The sequence below is a fragment of the Streptomyces sp. NPDC005899 genome (assembly GCF_040629645.1).
Classification (GTDB): domain Bacteria; phylum Actinomycetota; class Actinomycetes; order Streptomycetales; family Streptomycetaceae; genus Streptomyces.
Window position 1 is genome coordinate 1 of record NZ_JBEXWB010000699.1, and the last position, 1,181, is coordinate 1,181.

Sequence of the window (1,181 nt, forward strand, 5' to 3'; positions counted from 1 at the left end):
TCTGGGCGCCGACCGGGGCGGCAGGGAGGGGGCGGGTGGCGGGGCGGGGGCGGGCGGGCGGGGTGCGTCCCGGGACGAGCGGCGGCCGGGGAGGGGGAGGAGGGGGGCATGGGCAGGGGCCTGTCGCCCGCCCTCCCACCCCGTCCCGTCGGCCGCTGCCGCGGCTGCGGCCGTCCAGGGACCTGCGGCTCAGGGCCAGCCCGGGATCTCCGGCTCAGCCGGAGATCTGCTTCTTCGAGGACGCCCCGCCGACGGCGATCTTGCGCGGCTTGGCGCGCTCGGCGATCGGGATGCGGAGGGTCAGCACACCCGCGTCGTAGCCGGCGGCGATGTGCTCGGTGTCCAGCGTGTCGGCCAGCACGATCTGCCGGGAGAAGACGCCGAGGGGCCGCTCCGACAGCTCCATCTGCACGTTGTCGGCCTTCGCTACGGGCCTGCGCTCGGCCTTGACCGTCAGCATGTTCCGCTCGACGTCGATGTCGATCGCGTCCGCGGGCACGCCCGGGAGGTCGAAGACCACGACGTAGTCGTCGCCCTCGCGGTAGGCGTCCATCGCCATCGTCGAAGGCCGTGTCCAGGTGCCGGAGCTGGTCAGCTGCTGGGCGAGCCGGTCGAGTTCGCGGAAGGGGTCGGTGCGCATCAACATCATGAAACACCTCCAGAAGGTTTAGGCAGTCGCTGCCAATGCGCTTCACTGAGAACGTTGTAACATGTCATCCGATGGATGACAAGCTGGAAGTCGTCGAAAGGATGACGGCGGACGAGGAGATGAGTCGTGACAGCAGCTGACCACCCGGTCCCCCGGAGGACCGACGCGCCGGGCCCCTCCTCCTTCCCGGCGGCCGCGGCAGCCCTGGAGGCGATAGACGTCGCCGTACGGGCCGCCGAGCACGGAGGTGCCGAGGAGTCCGGCGGGGCCACGGGCCCCGAACGGGCGCTGGCCTCCCTGCTGCTCCTGCGGGAGCTCCGCGAGCAGCTCGCGGGATGGGAGACCGGTCTGATCGAGACGGCGCGGCACGCGGGGGCCAGCTGGGCGGACCTGGCGGAACCACTCGGCGTGGCGAGCCGCCAGGCAGCCGAGCGCGACACGCGGGCCGGGACCGGATCGTCGTCGTCTCGAAGATTGTCAAGAAGCGTGTGGGGCCGCCGGTCGCCGCGGAGTGCTTCGTCGACAACAGCCC

General features: G+C 72.0%; 1 protein-coding gene and 1 pseudogene. One reads left to right on the forward strand and one right to left on the reverse strand.

Annotated elements, in window-relative coordinates:
• Nucleotides 1-214 precede the first annotated feature (214 nt).
• The gene (locus ABZ371_RS32755; RefSeq protein WP_358686609.1) at nucleotides 215-646 is read right to left on the reverse strand and encodes an Hsp20/alpha crystallin family protein; all 432 of its coding nucleotides are present in this window, start codon (nucleotides 644-646) and stop codon (nucleotides 215-217) included.
• A 129-nt stretch (nucleotides 647-775) separates the two neighbouring features.
• Between ABZ371_RS32755 and ABZ371_RS32760 the strand changes: the two are divergent.
• Nucleotides 776-1,181, forward strand: a pseudogene (locus ABZ371_RS32760) (type III effector protein); the annotation flags it as partial.